Origin of the sequence: Bartonella harrusi, assembly GCF_024297065.1 — a bacterium.
GTDB lineage: Bacteria > Pseudomonadota > Alphaproteobacteria > Rhizobiales > Rhizobiaceae > Bartonella > Bartonella harrusi.
Genome location: NZ_CP101114.1, coordinates 171,019 through 189,020, shown reverse-complemented (window position 1 = coordinate 189,020; position 18,002 = coordinate 171,019). Strand labels below are relative to the sequence as shown.

The window sequence follows — 18,002 nt, the reverse complement described above, 5'->3', positions numbered from 1 at the left end:
ACCCCTATGCGTAAAATGATGAACATGATGAAAAAAGCCAACGAAGTGCAAGAAAAAATGCAAAAAATGCGAGAGGAAATGGCAAATATGCAAGCCGTTGGCTTTGCAGGCGGTGGTCTTGTAAGCGTCACTGTAAATGGTAACAACGCCATAACAGCGTTGCACATTGATCCTTCCTTACTCAAACCTGAGGAAGCTGAAATTCTTGAAGACCTCATTGTAGCAGCACATCATGAGGCTAAAATAAAAATTGAAATCGCTATAGAAGAAAAAACCAAAAGCATAACAGCAGGACTCCCGCTCCCAACAGGTTTAAAACTTCCACTCTAATGTACCGGATTTTATGAAATCCCGTGGAATAGAAATATGTCTAAATACATTGCTGGACCTGAAATTGAACGTCTCATTCAACTTTTAGCACGAATACCAGGTCTTGGCCCACGTTCGGCACGCCGTGCGGCACTTCATCTGATTAAAAAAAAGGAATCCTTATTGGAACCTTTAGGAGCAGCGATACAAGCAGCTGTAGATACCGTCGGTATTTGCTCTGTTTGTGGAAATGTCGATACAACTGACCCCTGTTCCATTTGTACAGATCCCCGCCGCGATGATACAACAATTATTGTTGTTGAGGATATTGCTGATCTGTGGGCTCTCGAGCGCGCGAAAACTTTAGCAGCCCGTTATCATGTCTTAGGTGGACGGCTCTCTCCCTTAGATGGAATAGGTCCAGATGAACTCAATATTGCCCCCTTAATACAGCGTGTTGTAAAAAGCTCAATTGCGGAAATTATTTTAGCTGTTAATGCCACTGTTGAAGGACAAACAACAGCTCACTATATCACCGATCAGCTTTCTAACTTTCCAATTAAAGTAACCCGGCTTGCCCATGGAGTGCCTGTAGGAGGTGAATTAGATTATCTTGATGATGGGACTTTAGCAGCAGCCTTACAAGCGAGAACAAATCTATAATTTTTTTCTCTTCGCTCTTCTCTTTTTTTGCTATCATTCCTTTAGGGGGAAAATCTTAGATTGATAAAGAAAAATCTCTCACTTTTAAATGACTTTGCTCCTGGTATCTTGGTATGTTTACTGATATCAGTCTTAGCGTATGGTATAGAAGTTGTAGAAAAACAACTTTTGGGACAAGCATGGCTCGAAAATCTTGTTTTAGCAATTCTCTTAGGATCGATTATCCGTAGTTGCTTTGCTTTGCCAACATATTTTCAAAGAGGTATAACTTTTTGTGCCAAAACACTTCTTGAATTTGCTATTGTTCTTCTAGGAGCAAGCATTAGCATATACGCCGTTTTTTCAGCTGGTTGGAATTTACTTGCTAGTATCATATTCGTTATATTCATTACTATCCTTATGAGTTTTTCTATCGGCCGAATTTTTGGGCTTTCTTCACATTTAGCAATGCTCGTTGCTTGTGGAAATGCTATTTGTGGTAATTCAGCTATCGTTGCCGTTGCTCCTGTTATTAAAGCAAAACATGAAGAGATAGCAGCATCAATTGCTTTTACCGCCCTTTTGGGTATCCTTATTATTTTATTTCTCCCTTTTTTACATCCACTCCTCAATTTGTCCTTTAGCCAATATGGTGTTCTTGCCGGTATGGTGGTTTATGCCGTACCACAGGTTTTAGCAGCAACAGCATCTGTCTCTTTTATAAGTGTTCAAATTGCAACAGTTGTTAAATTGGTGCGCGTTCTTATGTTGGGCCCTCTTATTTTTGCCTTATCAATTATTTACCATAGATCGGCACAAAGGCGTTTGCGTTGGCACACTCTTGTCCCATGGTTCATCATTGGTTTTATTCTCATGATGTTGATCCGCTCCAGCAATCTTATTCCTGAAACCGCGCTCCCCCCCATTCGATTTATTGCTCAGTTGTTTACTGTCACTTCAATGGCAGCTTTGGGATTAGGCGTTGATGTCCGATCATTAAAAAAAGCAGGATGGCGTGTTATTTTGGCTTCAACCTGTTCCATCTTTATCCTCGGTGTTTGTAGCCTTATCATGATACAACTGAATGATTTAAAACAGATAACATTTTGAAATGTGTATTCTCAAATATTTTTGCTTTTTCTACCTCATGTGATCATCCCAAAGGCTTATTCATATTGGGAAATTCTTTTATAAAACTGAGTGAAAATTACAAAAACTTCCTTATTTTTTAGAGGAAAAATTAAACGCATTTTTGATATCAGGTGCATGTTTTGCACTTCTTTTCAGCACATAATTTTTTGCAACTATAAAGAGTACAAAAGAGATATTTTATAAAAAATACTGCCTTTTACTTTATTTATGCTCATCACAATCAAGTTTTATACAAGACTTACAAGAAGATATTCTTATTAGAAAAAAACAAATATAACTTCAAAATTTCTTCTTTCAAATTGCTTTTACTCACGGTATGGTGCAGAGAATACGAATGATAATCAAGTCACTCTTTAAGAGAAAGGATATTGTTTCTTATTGGTATAAGCAATATTCTTCAATTGTTCCAGAATAGGCGAACAAAATGAAAAAACTAAAAAACATGGTGTACCTTTTGTTTCTCCTCTTATTTAACTAAAGTTTTTATGCTTATTCTTGCTATAGATACGGCTTCAATTTATTGCGCTGTTGCGCTTGTTCGTCATAAATCTGTTATTGCCCGCATCAGCGAGCGCATCAATAAAGGGCATGCCGAAAAACTCATTGGACATATTGCACAAATAACAAACCAAGCTCATCTTACTCTTCATCAAGTTGATCGCATTGCTGTCAATAGGGGGCCTGGGTCATTTACCGGTGTGCGTGTGGGTGTTTCAACAGCACGTGCTTTGGCATTAGCGCTCGAAATACCCGCTATTGGAGTAAGCGCACTTGAAGCGTTAGCTGCACAGATAAAAAATAAAAATACGACATCGGCAATCACTGTTGTTATTGAAGCAGGAAGGGATATGTTCTATCATCAAAATTTCAATGAGGATCTTACTCCTTTAGGAACACCGGGATTAAAAACAATTGAAAGTATCATCAAAGATTTACCGCAGCAAACGATATTAACCGGTCCAGCAGCTGGTGTCGTTGGACTTTATATTGAAAATAATAAGATAAACAAAAACGTTGTGCGCGATCAAATCTTCTGCGAAGCAGCTGATGTTGTAAACTATGCTTATCTTGCCGCGAATAAAAAACCGCAACACCCACCCTGTCCACTCTATTTACGCAATGCGGATGCAAAACAGCAAACCAGTTTTACTTTACCACGAAAAAAATAATGTCTCAATTTTCATCAACAAATAAGCATTTTGCAATTGCTCCACTCCAAACTGATGATAGTGTTTCTCTTCATCAAATTTATCAGAATTGTTTTACCCCTGCTTGGAAAAAACAAGCTTTTGATGATTTTTTAACAGATCACTCTATCTTTGGATATAAAGCCTTTCTTATGAGTGAACCAAAAAAAAATTTAGGCTTTTGCCTCTGCCGTCTTATTCTTGATGAAGCAGAAATCATCACAATTGCGGTTTCCCCTCATTACCGTCGACAAGGAATTGGCACCTTACTTATTGATAGCATATTTTGTCATCTTCACCATAAAGGAGCTATAAAACTCTTCTTGGAAGTGGAAGAAACAAATCTTTCTGCTTTGAAGCTTTACCAACGTTTTAAATTTGAAAAAATTGCCAAACGTCTTGCCTACTACCAATCACAAAACAGTCGTACAGATGCAATCGTTATGCAAAAAACTTTTAAGCAAATAGATTGAGATTTATATTAAAAACATTTAGACATGCATTATGAATAAAGTAAATCCTAAAAATATGCCTCCTGTCTCTCCTAAAAAGGTTTTTATCAAAACCTATGGGTGCCAAATGAATGTTTATGACAGTCAACGAATGACTGACAGTCTCAGCGCGCAAGGTTATGTTACAACACAAACCCCAAATGATGCTGATCTTATTCTCGTTAATACCTGTCATATTCGTGAAAAAGCAGCAGAAAAACTCTATTCTGATCTTGGACGTTTGCGCATAATGCGTCAAGAACGTGCTCCTGACAAACCTTTAATGGTTGGTGTAACTGGTTGTGTTGCACAAGCTGAGGGAAGTGAAATTTTGCGTCGTGCTCCAACAGTTGATCTGGTCATTGGTCCGCAAATGTATCATCGTCTGCCAGATTTATTAGAAAAAGCCAAACGGGGGGAAAAAATTATTGAAACAGACTATGCTGTTGAAGATAAATTTGCATCCTTACCGGCGCATAATAAACGCGCTGTAAGAAAGCGGGGCGTTAGTGCATTTTTAACAGTACAGGAAGGCTGTGACAAATTTTGCACTTTTTGTGTTGTTCCCTACACACGTGGTGCTGAAATATCACGATCTGTCGAGCAAATTACCGAAGAAGCACGTCAACTCATTGAAGCAGGTGTCAAAGAAATTACACTGCTTGGTCAAAATGTCAATGGTTGGCACGGACAAAGTGCGAATGGCAAAACTTGGCGTCTTGGCGACCTTCTTCATCATCTTGCCAAACTGGATGGTTTAAAACGTCTGCGTTATACAACCAGCCATCCACGAGATATGGATGACAGCCTTATTGCCGCACATCGCGATCTTGATATCTTGATGCCTTACCTGCATCTTCCTGTACAGTCTGGTTCAGATCGTATTTTAAAAGCAATGAACCGCCAACATAAGAGTATTCATTATCTTCAGCTTATCGAAAAAATTCGTAATGTGCGACCTGATATTGCTTTTTCAGGTGATTTTATTGTAGGATTTCCAGGAGAAACAGAGGAAGACTTTGAAGAGACACTTAAACTCATTCAACAAGTACAATATAGTTCGGCCTATTCTTTCAAGTATTCACCGAGACCTGGAACCGTTAGTGCAACAATGAAGAATCATATTGACGAGACTGTGAAAGACGCTCGACTTCAACATTTACAGGTGCTTCTCCTTGAACAACAAAACGCATTTTTGCATTCTAAAGTTGGTCAAATAACCGATGTCCTCATCGAGAAGGCTGGACGTCATTCGGGACAAATGGTAGGTCGTTCACCTTGGCTTTTACCTGTGGTTGTAGATACAGAAGCCTCTACAGGGGCTGTGATGGCCGTCCATATTAAAAATGCGAGCTCAAACAGTTTTGTTGGCGAAATGGTAAATGGGTGAAGATATCTCGGATATCTTAATTACAAAATAGATTTTAAAAGGCTCTTTTATTTTTGAAAAAAATGATTACATTTAGAAATCGTGCTGTATGAAAGATAGATTGTCTTTTATAAAGTTTTCTCAAAAAAGTGTATAACACTTATGTAAATAAGGGAGTCTAGGTTGAAAACTTCAACCGAAAAAATAAAACGCGTTAAAGAAAAAGTAACAGCTTACCCTAAAAATACTGGTCTCTTGGAACAAGCAAGTCCGCCAGATGTTCATCATGTTGTTTTGATTTTTGAAAATAATCAATATGCAAAAGCGGTTTTTGGTAAACTCGATGAAAATCTTGCTTATATCGAACAAAAACTTGGAATTGATATTCATCCACGTGGAAATGAAGTTCTCATCCATGGAAATATCGCAGCTATAAAACGTGCACAATATATATTACAGCAGCTTTATGAACGTGCCAAAAGACATCAAGAACTCACTTTATCCGATACAGAAGGAGCGATTGCCATGGCAGATTTATTACAGGAACGGCAAGAAGCTCCAACAAGAATCCAATCTGTAAAAAAACATATTCCTGCACGATTAAGTACGCATAAAAAAACAATTCATGCCAGAACTCCAACACAGGATGCTTATATACATGCAATGGAGCGTAGTGAACTTGTTTTTGGTGTGGGACCAGCCGGAACAGGGAAGACATATCTTGCTGTTGCTCACGCTGCAATGCTTTTAGAGCGTGGTATCATTGAACGAATCATCCTCTCACGTCCCGCCGTCGAAGCTGGAGAGCATCTTGGCTTTCTTCCTGGTGATCTGAAAGAAAAAGTCGACCCTTATTTACGTCCACTTTATGATGCCCTTTATGATATGATACCCGCCGAAAAAGTAGAGCGTATTTTGGCGTCTGGTGTCATAGAAATTGCTCCTCTTGCTTTCATGCGCGGACGAACACTTGCTCATGCAGCTGTTATTCTTGATGAGGCGCAAAATACCACACCCATGCAAATGAAAATGTTCCTCACACGGCTTGGAGAAGGAACACGTATGATTGTCACCGGTGATGTAAGCCAAATTGATTTGCCTAGCGGACAAAAATCAGGTTTAATCGAAGCCGTACGCATTCTCTCACAGGTAAAAGAAATTGAAATTATTCGTTTTAATGAAAATGATGTTGTGCGTCATCCCCTTGTTACCGCGATCGTCCGTGCCTATGATTATGATGCTGGTACACAAATCCAAGAAACGCCATCTTCAAGCGCTTCATCAAAAAACTGAGTTTGATTTCTTATGATTACTATTGATATAATGGTCAAAAGCTCTGAGTGGAATGATAAACAAATACTTTATAATATTACTGAAAAAGTATTAACAACAACAATGCATCATCTTTCCTTGGAAAATGTTGTAAGTGAAGTCAGTTTGCTCTTTACAGATGACAAACATATGGCACAAATCAACGCAAAATGGCGCAATAAGAATAAACCCACCAATGTTTTATCCTTTCCTGCTTTTCCACTTGAAATCGGACAGAAGCCCGGTCCAATACTCGGTGATATCGTTATTGCACAAGAAACTGTTGCGCTTGAAGCAAAAAAAGAAAGGAAATCATTTCAGGATCATTTGACACATATGATCGTTCATGGTGTTCTTCACCTTCTTGGCTATAATCACGAAACAGATGAAGAAACGCATCAAATGGAAAAACTTGAAAGAGAAATTCTGCAAAAGCTTTCCATAAACAACCCCTATATTGATACTCTTGAAATGTCTTAAAATGATAAAATGAACCTTCTTAATCACTACCATACAATTTATAGCTCTATTATAATAAAAAAGTTTGAAGATTTTAAAATTATGGCAAACAAAATAAATGCACCAAATAATAATAGTCAAATATCTTCCAATATTGAAGAAGACACCTCTCAACAGGCTCATCATACAGAAAAAACTTCCCTGCTAAATCATTTGTTTTCATTTTTACGTGGCCGTCATTACACATCTTTGCGGGATGATCTCACTGTTGCACTCAATACTGACAATGAAAAAGACACAACTTTCTTTGCACCTGAAGAACGTGCTATGCTGCATAATATCTTACGTTTGCGTGAAGCACGCGTAGAAGATGTTATGATTCCACGTTCTGAAATTGAAGCATTGGAAATAAACACCCCTCTTGGGGAAGCCCTTAAATGTTTTGCAAAAATTGGACATTCTCGCATACCTGTTTATGCCGAAACTTTAGATGATCCACGAGGAATGATCCATATCCACGATATCCTTAATTATATGACTCGCTTTATTCTCGATTCAAACCAAACCGAGCAGAAATCCAATTCATTTCAGTTAAACCATAAAGATCTACACACTCCAATCGGTGCATTGGATTTGATTCGAACAGTTCTCTTTGTGCCGAGTTCCATGCTGGCAAACAAATTATTAACACGTATGCAAACCACACGAACACAAATGGCTTTGGTTATTGATGAACATGGTGGCACAGACGGTTTGGTTTCGATGGAAGATATTGTTGAATTGGTTGTTGGTGATATCGAAGATGAGCATGATAACGTCGACAATGCTATCGTCTATGAACAAAATAATAAATGGCTTGTTGATGCAAAAACCGAACTAAAAGATGTAGAAAAAGCCCTTGGTCCTGATTTTATCGTAGGCGAATATGGTGATGAAGTCGATACCATTGGAGGTTTGATCGTCTCCATTCTTGATCGTATTCCTGAAAAAGGTGAAGTCGTTGAAGCTGTACTTGGCTATCAATTTCGTATTTTAGAAGCTGATAAACGCCGGATTAAACGATTGCGCATTTTGCGCATTCCAGAAAATAACAATTTTGAAAATAATGCCATCTCTAAAGAATAATCAAACTTTTTTAAGTCATTTCATATTTTTCTTGTTTGCTGTTACCGGTTGGAAACGACAAATGGGGGTGTTTTTGTGTGGAGCTGCGACTTCTTTTGCACTTCCACCCTTTTATTTAACACCACTCTGCTTTTTAACTTTTCCCATCTTTATTGTTCTTCTTGATACAATACGAACTATCAAAAACAACAAAAAGCGCTTTCTCACCTACGCTCTAAGTTGTGGAACCTTTGGCTTTAGTTATTTTATTTGCAGCCTGTGGTGGTTGTGTAATGCTTTGTTAACAGATTCGGTTTCTTTGGGTTGGGCGGTGCCATTTGCCATTTTAGTCCCTCCTTTCTATCTTTCGCTTTATTGGTTTTTTTCTGGTTTCATCATTGGTTTATTATGGACAAAAGGGATAGCACGCTTCTTTGTCTTAGCCTTTGCCCTAGGATTGGCAGAGTGGTTACGTTCATTTTTATTCACAGGATTTCCGTGGAACTCTCTTGGTTATACAGCTATGCCAACCCCACTGTTCATGCAATCTGATGCAATCGTTGGACTTTACGGAATGAATATTCTTGCTGTCTTAGTCTACAGTTTACCAACTGTTTTATTAACGAATGAAAAAAAGAAAACTGCACTTTCTCTTTGCTTATCGCTTATATTCCTTCATAGTGGTTTTGGGTTTTACCGCCTTAATACCATAGCAAATACAGCTAATGACCAAAAAAACAGTTATTGGGTGCGCATTGTTCAACCCTCTATTCCACAAAATGTAAAATTGAGTGATAATACACGAGAGGCAATATTTGCAGACCATATGCGCTTGAGTGCAACACCAACAGCCGGTCACAATCCAGAACCCGACTTTATTGTATGGCCTGAAGCCTCGATTCCTTACCTTCTTTATGACAACTCTCTTACGACAATGCGCATTGGCTCTCTTCTAAAACCCAAACAATGGGCTATTATTGGTGCTATACGCGCCATTGATGATCCACATTATGCACAAACAAAGTATTTTAATACCATTGCAGCTATTAATGCTAAAGGGAATATTCTCAATATTTCTGATAAGCTTCACTTAGTTCCTTTTGGTGAGTATCTTCCTTATGAAAATTTCTTAAAAAAAATTGGATTACATATCCTAGCCGATAACATTGGTGGATATAGCGCTGGCAGCGTACGCAAAACTGTCACCATGCCAAATGGTTTTGTTTACCTTCCGCTGATTTGTTATGAAGCTATCTTTCCCAATGAAATGACTTTTAAAAGCCCACCACCTCAAGCAATCATTAATGTCACAAATGATGCGTGGTTTGGTGTCACACCCGGCCCATATCAACATCTTCAACAAGCACAACTTCGTGCCATTGAACTGGGAATTCCCCTCATACGAGCAGCTAATAATGGAATATCGGCTGTTATTGATTCTTATGGACGAATCGTTGTAGCTCTCCAACAAAATGTTGTTGGCGTTATTGATTCACCGATTCCATCACCCATTACTCCCATAGGAAGCAATGAAGATAGAACATTCTCTACTTTCATCTTATTTATTCTTATGCTATTGTGCCGTATTGGTTTTGGTTCTACAAAACAATTTAAATGATCAGATGCCCATATACGGTTTTGTGTTGTGTATACCCGTAATATTGGGAAAAAGTATTACATATTGTTTTAATTATATGATAAATCAACCTCACATAAATTTGATGTTGGTTTAAAAGTAAAGTGCTGGAAATAAAGAGTTGCATTATGACTGAAACTAGAAAAAAACCTGATCCTATAGATGTTTATGTTGGAACTCGTATACGCTTGCGTCGTAATATCTTAGGACTTACTCAAGAGAAATTAGGTGAAAAGTTAGGCATTACTTTCCAGCAAATTCAAAAATATGAAAAAGGTATCAATCGTATTGGTGCGAGCCGCCTTCAAGCAATTGCAGAAATTATGGATGTTCCTGTCTCTTACTTTTTTGACAAAGGTATTCATACACAACAAGTAGAAGGTTTTGCTGAAAGTGACAGTGATTTTATGGATTTTTGTTCCAGTAATGAAGGAATCCAGCTCATGCGTGCCTTTACTAATATCTCTGATGCTAAAGTGCGTCGAAAAATCATTGACTTAGCAAAAGCACTTTCAGAAGAAGATATAACAACCAAGTTATAAAATAAAAATTACATCTTTTCTTTCCTTGTCTTATAAATCAGCATTGACGATTTGCCATGGTGTTGGCAAATAGAAGCGGCTTTAAGAAACAATGAATGAACTGTCGGTTTTCTTTTTTGAAGGAGTTCCTATGCCGCATCAAGATTATTTTTTTACGAGTGAGTCGGTATCGGAGGGGCATCCTGATAAAATTTGTGATCGTATTTCCGATGAAATCGTTGATATGATTTATAAAGAAGCTCAAAAAAACGGTACAGATCCATGGCTCGTGCGCATCGCTTGTGAGACTCTCGTCAGTGTAAACCGTATCGTTATCGCCGGTGAAGTGCGTGTTCCTGATACACTCTTAAAAAGAAATAAAAATAAGCAATTTATTTACGATGAAATGGGAGCTCCTCTCATTAATCCTACCCCTTTTCGTAAAGTAGCGCGCCGTGCTATTCGTGCCATTGGTTATGAACAAGCAGGGTTCCATTGGAAAACTGTTAAAATTGATGTTCTTTTACGCCCACAATCAACGGATATTGCATGCGGCGTTGATAATGCTACAGATCGACATGGTGAAGAAGGGGCCGGTGATCAAGGTATCATGTTTGGATATGCTTGCCGTGAAACGCCTGCACTCATGCCTGCGCCCATTTATTATGCGCATAAAATTCTCAAGCTCCTTGCTGCGGCCCGCCATAAAAATGAAGGAGAAACCGGAAAATTAGGACCAGACGCCAAAAGCCAAATAACAATACGGTATCAAAATGGAAAGCCTATAGAAGTAACATCTATCGTTCTTTCAACACAACACTTGGATGAGAGTTGGGATTCCCATAAAGTTCGTACAGTGGTCGAGCCCTATATTCGTCAGGCTTTGCATGATATTCCCATTTCTGATCAATGTCGTTGGTATATTAACCCAACCGGGAAATTTGTTATTGGTGGTCCTCAAAGCGATGCTGGGTTAACAGGACGCAAAATTATTGTTGACACTTATGGAGGCGCAGCACCCCATGGCGGAGGAGCTTTTTCAGGAAAAGATACGACAAAAGTTGATCGTTCAGCAGCTTATGCTGCGCGCTATCTTGCTAAAAATATTGTTGCAGCGAATTTAGCAGAACGCTGCACCATTCAACTTTCCTATGCAATTGGCATTGCACAACCCTTATCTATTTATCTTAATCTCCATGGAACAGGAAAAGTTGATGAAAAAGTTCTTGAAGAAGCTATCCGCAAAATAATGGACCTTTCACCAACAGGCATCCGAAAACATCTTAATCTCAATAAACCTATTTATACAAAAACAGCTGCTTATGGTCATTTTGGACGTAGACCAGAAGATGACGGTTCATTTTCATGGGAAAAAACCGATCTCATTAAAACACTTCAAACAATGACTCAAGATCATGATTGATAACAATACACGTATACGTGAAGCATTTTTTGGCCGACGACAGGGAAAACGGTTACGCGACAGTCAGCTTGCGCGTATAAAAACGCTTCTTCCAACTTTTAATATTGATTTAAAGTCTCCTCCACCTTTAAACTTAACATCTTTATTTTTCGGTAAAGTAACAGAAGTTCGACTTGAAATTGGTTTTGGTGGAGGGGAACATTTGCTTTATGAAATGGAACATTTTCCACAAACGGGTTTTATCGGCATAGAGCCCTTTATTAATGGTATAGCAAAAATGTTGTTGTCTCTTGAACAACATAAAGAGTATCAAAGTCATATTCGCCTTTATGATGATGATGCCACGCGCCTCCTTGACTGGCTTCCAAATGTGTCACTTGACGGAATAGACCTCTTCTACCCAGATCCGTGGCCTAAAAAAAAGCATTGGAAACGCCGTTTCATTAACATAAAAAACCTTAATCGTTTTGCACGCGTTCTCAAAACAGGTAAAAAATTCCGCTTTGTTAGTGATATAGACAGTTATGTAAACTGGACCCTCTACCATTGTGCACAACATCAAAGTTTTGAATGGAAAGCTGAAAATCCTAAAAATTGGAAAACGCCTTATCCTCTATGGCAAAGTACCCGCTATGAAGCAAAAGCTCTACGCGAAGGAAGAACACCTGCTTATCTTACCTTTATCAAGAAATAAATGTTGAAACGCTTTTCTTATAAACAACTTGAAAAATTTTGAATTACGGAGTATCAGTAGCTAAATTCTTGGTCTTATGATGAGGAGTGGGCCGTTGGACCCGCTCTTTTTTAATGTCATAAAACTTCTGAAAATGACTTGGATAAAGTGTATGAACGAAACTGAAAAAATAAGCGACCTTGATGAACCTCGTTTGTTTAAAGAAGATGGTATTGAAGCTCGTGTTGCTGCCCTTATTATACCCTTGCTTAAGCCGTTGAGCTTTCGTTTAGTTCGTATAAAGCTTCTTGGTTTGAATGGCTTAACACTTCAGATTATGGTTGAACGCGCAGATGGCTCTATGTCTATAGAAGATTGTGAAACTGTTAGTCGTACTGTTTCTCCTCTTCTTGATGTGCAAAATGTTATTGAACGTAAATATCATTTAGAAATTTCATCTCCTGGAATTGACCGTCCATTGGTAAGAAAATCTGATTTTTTTCATTGGCAAGGGCATCTCGCAAAAATTGAAACAAAAATAACAATTGATGGGCGCCGAAAATTTCGTGGAACACTTACAAATATCACCCAAGATGGATTTATTTTAAACACTGATAAAGCCGCTTATGGAGAAGCCATCTATACCTCTATTTCCTTTTGTGATATCATAAATGCACATTTGGTCCTTACAGATGAACTCATTCGCGATGCGTTGAAAAAAAATAAAGATTTAAGTCAACAATGCATTTCCGAAGATAGTCCTCATGTTTCGGCAAAAACGTCAAATTATAAGAGCTAATATCACTTTATAAGAATTAATATCACTGGGAAATGCCCATCGTGTAGCACAAAGAAGGAGAAAATTGATGGCTACAAGCGCTAACAGGCTTGAAATTCTGCAAATTGCAGATGCTGTTGCACGTGAAAAATCAATTGACCGTGAAATTGTCATTTCTGCGATGGCCGATGCTATTCAGAAAGCAGCGCGTTCTCGTTACGGTCAAGAAACCAATATCCGTGCTGACATCAATTCCAAAACAGGTGAAATTAAATTACAACGCCTGCTTAAAATTGTTGATGTCATTGAAGATTATACAACTGAAATTACTTTATCCGACGCACTCAAACGCCAAGCGGATGCGAAAATTGGTGATTTTTTTGCAGATCTTTTACCTCCTATGGATTTCGGACGTATCGCAGCACAATCTGCTAAACAGGTCATTGTGCAAAAAGTCCGCGATGCAGAGCGTGATCAGCAATACGAAGAGTTCAAAAATAAAATTGGTGAGATTATTTCTGGTACAGTCAAACGTGTAGAGTATGGCAATGTTATCGTTGATCTAGGACGTGGTGAAGCTATTGTGCGCCGTGATGAATTAATTCCACGTGAATCTTTCCGCTATGGAGACCGTATTCGTGCGTTTGTCAATGATGTGCACCGTGAAACGCGTGGCCCGCAAATTTTCCTTTCACGCACACATCCTCAATTTATGGTAAAACTTTTTACGATGGAAGTACCAGAAATCTATGATGGTATTATAGAAATTAAATCTGTTGCCCGTGATCCTGGTTCTCGTGCTAAAATTGCTGTTATTTCACGGGATGGTTCCATTGATCCTGTTGGGGCATGTGTTGGAATGCGAGGAAGTCGTGTACAGGCTGTCGTTGCAGAATTACAAGGCGAAAAAATTGATATCATCCCTTGGTCCCCTGATGCTGCAACATTTATCGTCAATGCATTACAACCTGCTGAAGTTTCTAAAGTCGTTCTCGATGAAGATGCAGAACGTATCGAAGTCATTGTGCCTGATGACCAACTCAGTCTTGCTATTGGTCGGCGTGGGCAAAATGTCCGTTTAGCTTCACAATTAACAGGGTGGAATATTGATATTTTAACAGAACAGGAGGAATCTGAAAATCGTCAAAAGGAATTTACTGAACGCAGTAAAATGTTTATGGAATCCTTAGACGTTGACGAAATGATTGGGCAAGTTATGGCCTCGGAAGGCTTTTCTTCCATTGATGAAATTGCTTATATTAATCTTGAAGAAATCGCTTCCATTGAGGGTTTTGATCATGAAACTGCTGCTGAAGTTCAAAACCGTGCGCGCGAATATCTCGAACATAAAGAAAAAGAGCTCGATGAAAAACGTAAAAAACTTGGTGTTTCTGACGAATTACGTACACTGCCTGGAGTGACAAGTGCTATGCTGGTTGCTATTGGTGAAGATGGTGTAAAAACAATGGAAGACTTTGCTGGCTATGCAGTCGACGATTTGATTGGTTGGAGAGAACGTAAAGAAGGTCAAACACAGAGTTTTTCTGGTATTCTGACCCCTTTTGATATTACACGTGCTGATGCAGAAGCTATGGTTTTAGCAGCACGGGTGCAAGCAGGCTGGATAGACCAAGCTGATCTTGTGGCCGAAATACCCACAGAAAGTGAAAACTCTGTAAAAGATGAAAAAGACTAATTTGAACGTGGATGAACTTTAAATGAAAGAACGGACCTGTATTGTGACAAGAAAAAATGCTTCAGCTGAAACGCTGATCCGTTTTGTTATTGGTCCTAATAATCAAATTGTTCCTGATCTTAAATCTAATTTGCCGGGGCGTGGTGTTTGGATTTCTGCTTGCCATTCTGCTATTGAAACAGCAATAAAACAGAAAGCTTTTAAGAAAAATTTTAAAACAGATGTTGAGGTTTCACCAAATCTTGCGCATATTGTTGATGCACTTTTATTAAAAACTGCTCTTTCAAGCCTTTCCATGGCGCGAAAAGCTGGTGCCATTGTTATGGGGGCAACAAAAGTTGATGCAGCTATCCGCTCTGGTCAAGCTCTTCTTGTACTTCATGCCAAAGAAACTAAAGAAGATGGAAAACGAAAAATTGCACAAGCTATTCATACAATACAACAACAAACAAATCGGAAGATAAAAACCATATCTTTATTCACAAGTGATGAAATGCACGCGGCTTTTGGTGCTAATCCCGTAATGCATGCAGCCTTATTGGATACCAAAGCTGCTACAGGATTTCTCAAAGCAATATACAAACTGCTCGCCTATCGTGATGACAAGCACTGTAAGCTTGGTGAGATGACGGCACAAGCCGTGAAGGAAGTACAATGAGTGAAAATAATAACGACAAAACGACAGCCAAAAGGACTTTAACCTTAAAACGGTCAGTTCTAGAAACGAGCACAGTCAAACAAAATTTTAGCCATGGTCGCACAAAAGCGGTCGTTGTCGAAACTAAACGGCGTAAAGTGACACGCCCTGACGAAACTAAGGTACAACAGCCAATTACAAAACCACATGTCGCTTCCCAACGCTCTAAGCCGCGATTCGAAGAAGCAGCCCCTCGTGAACCTATCACTAAAAGCAATCTCTCATCTGCTGAAATGGAAGCAAGGATTCGTGCCTTAGAAGAAGCACATATTCAAGAAAAAATAATGCGTGAACGTGCTGAGGAAGAAGCAAGGCGTATCAAAGAACATGAAGAAATTTTGCGGCAAAAAACTCAAGAAACAAAAAAATATCAAGAAGAAGAAAATCTACCTGTAGAGCCCTCTCTTCCCTCCTCTACTTCTGTCATAGAACCGATAGATATTCCTATCACACCTAAAAATACACCTGTTATTGAAAAACGCAAAGCAGATGAAAACAAAGAAGAGGATCGATACAGTCGGCGCGCTAACCTTTCTAAATCAGAAGCACGTGCACCAAAAGTTGTAAAAGGGGCTGATGAACGACGCCGTGGAAAGATAACCCTTACTAGTGCTTTGGATGAAGAAGGGAGTGCACGTGGGCGTTCAATGGCTGCGATGCGCCGTAGGCAGGAGAAATTTAAGCGGGCACAAAATCAAGAGCCAAGAGAAAAAATTTCTCGCGAAGTTGTTCTTCCTGAAACCATTACGATTCAAGAACTTGCACAACGTATGACTGAACGCTCTGTTGATGTCATTAAGTTTTTGATGAAACAGGGACAAATGATGAAACCTGGTGATGTTATTGATGCGGATGTTGCTGAACTCATTGCTGTTGAATTCGGTCATACTGTTAAACGTGTTTTAGAATCTGACGTAGAAGAAGGCATCTTTAATGTCGTTGATAATCCACAAAAAATGTGCCAACGCCCACCTGTCGTAACAATTATGGGACATGTTGATCACGGAAAAACTTCTCTTCTCGACGCTCTTCGCAAAGCAAATGTTGTTTCTGGTGAAGCCGGTGGTATTACACAGCATATTGGTGCTTATCAAGTGGAGAAAAATGGTCAAAAAATCACCTTTATTGATACACCAGGGCATGCTGCCTTTACAGCTATGCGTGCCCGTGGAGCCCGTGTTACGGATATTGCTGTTCTTGTCGTAGCCGCAGATGATAGTGTCATGCCGCAAACGATTGAATCCATTAATCATGCTAAAGCAGCGGGCGTACCTATTATTGTTGCTATCAACAAAATTGATAAACCAGCTGCTAATGCGCAAAAAGTGCGTACAGAACTTCTACAACATGAAGTGTTTGTTGAAACAATGGGTGGAGAAACTTTGGAAGTCGAAGTTTCTGCTAAAACTGGTCAAAATCTTGATAAACTCCTCGAAGCTATTCTTCTTCAAGCTGAAATTCTCGATCTAAAAGCAGATCCGCAAAGAACAGCAGAAGGTGTTGTCATTGAAGCAAAACTGGATCGGGGGCGTGGATCCATTGCAACAGTTCTTGTGCAAAAAGGGACATTGCATCCTTCTGATATTATTGTTGCTGGTAATGAATGGGGACGCGTACGCGCTTTGATTGACGACCATGGTCATCATATTAAAGAAGCTGTTCCTTCTACACCCATTGAAATTTTAGGGATGCAAGGTACGCCACAAGCTGGTGACCGTTTTGCTGTTGTCACGCATGAAGCAAAAGCACGTGAAATTTCTGAATATCGTCAGCGGTTAGCACGTGATAAAGCTGTAGCTCGACAAACTGGTTCTCGTGGTTCTCTCGAGCAGATGATGACCAGATTACAAACCACGGGTATTAAAGAATTTCCCCTTATTATTAAAGGAGATGTACAGGGATCAATTGAGGCAATCGCTTCAGCATTAGAAAAGCTAGGGAATGAAGAAGTCCGTGCGCGTGTTGTGCATTCTGGTGCTGGAGGGATCACTGAAAGTGATATTTCTCTTGCTGAAGCTTCTCACTCAGCTGTCATTGGCTTTAATGTTCGAGCCAATAAACAAGCACGTGATTATGCCAAAACGCAAGGAATTGAAATTCGCTATTATAATATCATCTATGATCTGGTTGACGACATAAAAGCCGCTATGTCAGGGCTACTCTCACCAGAGCAGCGTGAAACTTTCCTTGGTAATGCTGAGATTCTAGAAGTCTTCAACATTACAAAAATCGGAAAAGTTGCTGGTTGTCGTGTTACAGAAGGGAAGATAGAACGGGGGGCTGGTGTTCGCCTTATCCGTGATAATATTGTCATTCACGAAGGAAAACTTAAAACACTCAAGCGCTTTAAAGATGAGGTTAATGAAGTACAAAGTGGTCAAGAATGTGGGATAGCATTTGAAAATTATGAAGATATCCGTGCAGGAGATATTATTGAAACCTTCCGCATCGAACATGTCAGTCGTACGTTATAAAATAATCCCATGACTTTACTCTCTATAAAGCGAGAAAATATTGAATCTATATGCAATGTTTCTATTCTTTTTTAATTTTT

General features: G+C 39.1%; 16 protein-coding genes and 1 pseudogene. All 17 read left to right on the top strand.

Features of this window, described 5'->3' with window-relative positions; genetic code table 11:
* Window positions 1-6: 6 nt before the first annotated feature.
* The 17 genes and pseudogenes from NMK50_RS00780 (at window position 7) to infB (ending at window position 17,922) form a co-directional block, all read left to right on the top strand.
* Complete coding sequence (locus NMK50_RS00780; protein WP_254770507.1) at window positions 7-330, top strand: YbaB/EbfC family nucleoid-associated protein; 324 nt, start codon at window positions 7-9, stop codon at window positions 328-330.
* Window positions 331-366: 36 nt separating this feature from the next.
* On the top strand, window positions 367-972 hold the full coding sequence (gene recR, locus NMK50_RS00775) for a recombination mediator RecR (RefSeq protein ID WP_254770506.1): 606 nt from the start codon (window positions 367-369) through the stop codon (window positions 970-972).
* A 60-nt stretch (window positions 973-1,032) separates the two neighbouring features.
* Complete coding sequence (locus tag NMK50_RS00770; RefSeq protein WP_254770505.1) at window positions 1,033-2,061, top strand: YeiH family protein; 1,029 nt, start codon at window positions 1,033-1,035, stop codon at window positions 2,059-2,061.
* 527 nt (window positions 2,062-2,588) lie between these two features.
* On the top strand, window positions 2,589-3,272 hold the full coding sequence (gene tsaB / locus NMK50_RS00765) for a tRNA (adenosine(37)-N6)-threonylcarbamoyltransferase complex dimerization subunit type 1 TsaB (RefSeq protein WP_254770504.1): 684 nt from the start codon (window positions 2,589-2,591) through the stop codon (window positions 3,270-3,272).
* Window positions 3,272-3,763 (top strand): ribosomal protein S18-alanine N-acetyltransferase, encoded by a 492-nt coding sequence (rimI, locus tag NMK50_RS00760; protein ID WP_254770503.1) that lies wholly within the window; start codon window positions 3,272-3,274, stop codon window positions 3,761-3,763. The genes tsaB and rimI overlap by 1 nt, the downstream gene beginning before the upstream one ends.
* 31 nt (window positions 3,764-3,794) lie before the next feature.
* Window positions 3,795-5,171 (top strand): tRNA (N6-isopentenyl adenosine(37)-C2)-methylthiotransferase MiaB, encoded by a 1,377-nt coding sequence (miaB, locus tag NMK50_RS00755; protein ID WP_254770502.1) that lies wholly within the window; start codon window positions 3,795-3,797, stop codon window positions 5,169-5,171.
* 162 nt (window positions 5,172-5,333) lie between these two features.
* The gene (locus tag NMK50_RS00750; protein WP_254770501.1) at window positions 5,334-6,443 is read left to right on the top strand and encodes a PhoH family protein; all 1,110 of its coding nucleotides are present in this window, start codon (window positions 5,334-5,336) and stop codon (window positions 6,441-6,443) included.
* 12 nt (window positions 6,444-6,455) lie between these two features.
* On the top strand, window positions 6,456-6,941 hold the full coding sequence (ybeY, locus tag NMK50_RS00745; protein ID WP_254770500.1) for an rRNA maturation RNase YbeY: 486 nt from the start codon (window positions 6,456-6,458) through the stop codon (window positions 6,939-6,941).
* Window positions 6,942-7,022: 81 nt separating this feature from the next.
* Window positions 7,023-8,045, top strand: coding sequence for a hemolysin family protein (locus tag NMK50_RS00740; RefSeq protein ID WP_254770499.1), 1,023 nt, complete (start codon window positions 7,023-7,025; stop codon window positions 8,043-8,045).
* Complete coding sequence (lnt, locus tag NMK50_RS00735) at window positions 8,026-9,642, top strand: apolipoprotein N-acyltransferase (RefSeq protein ID WP_254771253.1); 1,617 nt, start codon at window positions 8,026-8,028, stop codon at window positions 9,640-9,642. The genes NMK50_RS00740 and lnt overlap by 20 nt, the downstream gene beginning before the upstream one ends.
* Before the next feature lie 146 nt (window positions 9,643-9,788).
* On the top strand, window positions 9,789-10,202 hold the full coding sequence (locus NMK50_RS00730; RefSeq protein ID WP_254770498.1) for a helix-turn-helix domain-containing protein: 414 nt from the start codon (window positions 9,789-9,791) through the stop codon (window positions 10,200-10,202).
* A 130-nt stretch (window positions 10,203-10,332) separates the two neighbouring features.
* Window positions 10,333-11,604 (top strand): methionine adenosyltransferase, encoded by a 1,272-nt coding sequence (metK, locus tag NMK50_RS00725; protein ID WP_254770497.1) that lies wholly within the window; start codon window positions 10,333-10,335, stop codon window positions 11,602-11,604.
* Window positions 11,597-12,298 (top strand): tRNA (guanine(46)-N(7))-methyltransferase TrmB, encoded by a 702-nt coding sequence (locus NMK50_RS00720; RefSeq protein WP_254770496.1) that lies wholly within the window; start codon window positions 11,597-11,599, stop codon window positions 12,296-12,298. The genes metK and NMK50_RS00720 overlap by 8 nt, the downstream gene beginning before the upstream one ends.
* A gap of 151 nt (window positions 12,299-12,449) precedes the next feature.
* Complete coding sequence (rimP, locus tag NMK50_RS00715) at window positions 12,450-13,076, top strand: ribosome maturation factor RimP (protein WP_254770495.1); 627 nt, start codon at window positions 12,450-12,452, stop codon at window positions 13,074-13,076.
* A 67-nt stretch (window positions 13,077-13,143) separates the two neighbouring features.
* A pseudogene (gene nusA, locus NMK50_RS00710) lies at window positions 13,144-14,773 on the top strand (transcription termination factor NusA).
* Window positions 14,774-15,409 carry an RNA-binding protein gene (locus NMK50_RS00705; protein WP_254770493.1) on the top strand — a complete coding sequence of 212 codons (636 nt, stop codon included), beginning with the start codon at window positions 14,774-14,776 and terminating at the stop codon, window positions 15,407-15,409.
* Window positions 15,406-17,922: a translation initiation factor IF-2 gene (gene infB / locus NMK50_RS00700; RefSeq protein ID WP_254770492.1), complete on the top strand. Its 2,517-nt coding sequence runs from the start codon at window positions 15,406-15,408 to the stop codon at window positions 17,920-17,922. The genes NMK50_RS00705 and infB overlap by 4 nt, the downstream gene beginning before the upstream one ends.
* Window positions 17,923-18,002: the final 80 nt, after the last annotated feature.